Source organism: Microcoleus sp. Pol8_D6 (assembly GCF_036700965.1).
Taxonomy (GTDB): domain Bacteria; phylum Cyanobacteriota; class Cyanobacteriia; order Cyanobacteriales; family Microcoleaceae; genus Microcoleus.
In genome coordinates this window covers 1-2,766 of sequence record NZ_JAUBPW010000149.1, presented here as the reverse complement: position 1 = coordinate 2,766, position 2,766 = coordinate 1, and the positions used below count along the sequence as shown (strand labels likewise).

General features: G+C 50.1%; 4 protein-coding genes and 1 pseudogene. 4 read left to right on the top strand and 1 reads right to left on the bottom strand.

The features are described from left to right. A pseudogene (locus tag QUA10_RS28820) lies at positions 1–854 on the bottom strand (hypothetical protein); the annotation flags it as partial. 155 nt (positions 855–1,009) lie between these two features. On the opposite strand from QUA10_RS28820, the gene QUA10_RS28815 reads away from it, so the two are divergent. The 4 genes from QUA10_RS28815 (at position 1,010) to QUA10_RS28800 (ending at position 2,676) form a co-directional block, all read left to right on the top strand. After that, positions 1,010–1,486, top strand: a complete 477-nt coding sequence (locus QUA10_RS28815; RefSeq protein WP_333085947.1) for a hypothetical protein — start codon at positions 1,010–1,012, stop codon at positions 1,484–1,486. A 95-nt stretch (positions 1,487–1,581) separates the two neighbouring features. Then, positions 1,582–1,968 carry a hypothetical protein gene (locus tag QUA10_RS28810; RefSeq protein ID WP_333085946.1) on the top strand — a complete coding sequence of 129 codons (387 nt, stop codon included), beginning with the start codon at positions 1,582–1,584 and terminating at the stop codon, positions 1,966–1,968. 23 nt (positions 1,969–1,991) lie between these two features. Continuing rightward, complete coding sequence (locus tag QUA10_RS28805; protein WP_333085945.1) at positions 1,992–2,270, top strand: HU family DNA-binding protein; 279 nt, start codon at positions 1,992–1,994, stop codon at positions 2,268–2,270. A 25-nt stretch (positions 2,271–2,295) separates the two neighbouring features. Continuing rightward, the gene (locus QUA10_RS28800; RefSeq protein WP_333086473.1) at positions 2,296–2,676 is read left to right on the top strand and encodes a hypothetical protein; all 381 of its coding nucleotides are present in this window, start codon (positions 2,296–2,298) and stop codon (positions 2,674–2,676) included. Positions 2,677–2,766: the final 90 nt, after the last annotated feature.

Below are 2,766 nucleotides of genomic sequence, written 5' to 3'. Positions count from 1 at the left end.
CAGCCTGTCAAGATCGGATTCTGATCAGAAAGCTGATCAACTTCAGTTTGCCCGATCGCACTTTCGGTCACTTCCTCCTCGACGGGGGAATCGGGGATGATGTGCGCTTTGCTCTTGAACAGTTCCAGCAGTTGATGAGCGGTTGACTTGCTTTTGACACCGGGGGAATTTTTGGCCGCTTGTACGATCGCACTTTGGCTCATTTCTGGCTCACTTTCGAGTCGGTCGCGGCCGTTGTCGCCACGGTTCGGCGGGCGATCGGCTTCGGTGAAACTCTCGAAATAGCTTTCAATCTCAGGAGCGTGAGTCTGCCGGAATTCCTCTGGATCGAAATTGACACCGGGGGAATTTTTGACTGTTTGTGCGATCGGCTTGTCGTCATCATCATCATCATCATCATCTAAGAAGCAAGGGGGGAGCGTGTCCGTGCAACACGTGGAATAGCAATGCGTACAGCGGATAGTCCAAAATCCAAAAGCATACTCGTCTTCCCAGTCTGGGAACAAAGTGTCAGAACCCCCGCAGGCAGGACAGTCGCACGTTTCGGATAAAAATAATTTTTCGATATCCAACAACTCTTCAATAACACCGGGGGAAATTTTGGCCGCTTGCGCGATCGGCTCCTGGGCTTGAATTTCGATCGGCTCCTGGGCTTGAACTTCGATCGCCTCCTGGACTGTTTCGACACCGGGGGAAACTTCCAGCAGTTGCAGCAGCGGGGGATTGACGCCGGCGATGGCATCGATCCAGTTTTGGCGGCACCGGCGATCGCCATCCGGGAGCACGTTGAGCTGCCAGCCGATTTCCTTCAATTCCTTTAAATTCTTCTGTTGGAGACTTTCTAGGGTGTACATAGGTTAGGGGAAAGGGCGGGTCTGCACTCCCGCCCGGCTTGTTCGGTATGCTTTGCAATCTTGTCACCGAGGTGACTTTGATATATCATAGAGTCACCTCGGTAACTATGTCAACATCACCTAGGTGACTTTGGTAATCTTTTAAGGAAGACGTTATGAATTATCTACAACATGGTCAAAGTCAAGAAAGCACAACAGAAGGAGTACGGGGAAGTGAAGGTGGACAAAGTGTTTACCCTAACACCGACGGCAGCGCGGCTTCTGCGAGAGCTGGCGCAGGGGTTCGGAATCAGCTCTTCACATTTGATCGAGAAGATAGCGCGCCGGGAGCTGGAAATTTCCACCCCTTTGGGGGAGTTCTCGACCAACTAATAGATGACACTCGCAAGCAGTTGGTCAAGTCGAATGAGTGCATCGTGTGGTATCGGGAGGAGGTCAAGGAGTATGAAGAAAAACTGAATAACTTAATCAAGCTCAAGGAATTGCAGGAAGAACAGTACCAAGAGATGCGGCGGCAGCAAGAGATGCTGCTACAGCAACAGCAGTTAATGCAGGAGCAGTTGCAGTTAATGCAGCAGCAGCAACAATCACAATCATCAGCCACTAACGGCGGGGAAACCCTCGCAGAATAACCGCAACAGAAACCAGCGCCCGTGTCAGGTGCTGGTTTTGCGTTAGTAATTAGTCATTAGTTATTAGTTATTAGTCGTTAGAGGCGATCGCACTTATGAACCCTCAAGAAGACCTGCCACAGACGCAGACACAGGACGAGCCTCTGCCCCCCCCAGTGGAAAAACCCGTAGAAAAGCCCATAACGGCACAGATTAGCTGGAACATAGCAATCGCTGTGATCCGCTGCATTCAATTCACCGCCAGATACGGAGAAGATGAAGACGACCAAATTGCCAAGGCTGTATGCTTTGCTCGGAAGTTACAGAATCTTCTAGATCCCAATTCCAAAGAGTTTTTAGACCTCGATTCGGGATGGCAAGAAGTCGCAGCGGATGATGATCCGCAGACCCTGGAGACTTTAGATGATTACATCGGAGAAGAACCGCTGGACAAATTTGAAGATTCAGAGGATGCGAGTGCGTTACTAATTACTGATAACTAACAATTGAGGAGACGATCGCACTTATGAACAAAGGACAACTGGTGGAACTGATGGCGGCCAAAGCCGAAACCACCCAAAAAGCAGCTAACGCACTGCTGGACGCTTTCCTTGATTGTGTAACTGAAGCAGTCGCCGACGGCGAGAAAGTAACCCTGGTAGGTTTCGGTTCCTGGGAAGCGAGGGAGCGGAAAGAGCGGGAAGGTCGCAACCCCAAAACCGGAGACAAGATGACAATTCCAGCAACTAAAGTTCCAGCATTTTCAGCAGGCAAGCAGTTTAAAGATGCTGTAAGTCACCAGTAAGACAGTAAGACAATGCCGATCGGTCGTGAAGGGCGATCGGCCAGTCCCTCAGCAAGATAAAAAAATGGCAATTGAATTTGAAGCCACGGAACAACAGATTAAGGAAATCGCCATGCACGCGATCAAATATTCCAAGAACGTAGGTTTGGGATTCCTGCGCGGACTGGAAAACCTAGACATCCATCCAGGGGACATCAAGTTGGACGATTCAGGGTTGAGCCTCGACTACGTAAACGGTCGATGCGTGAAGCTATTCATAGACCGCTTGCCGGACAACCGCTGGCGAATCAGAGACAGCGCAGATCCTGAATACCAAACGTGGGCGCGCCGCTGGGTCTCCAATGAAACGCTCGTTGAATACGTTTTAGGTGCGGGAAAAACAACAGAAGTTCCAGCAGATGTGTAGCAATTTGCCGATTGGTCGTGAAGGGCGATCGGCTGCTAGATATCTAGACATTCAGACATCCAATGGAAGAACAAACACTCAAGCAACAAT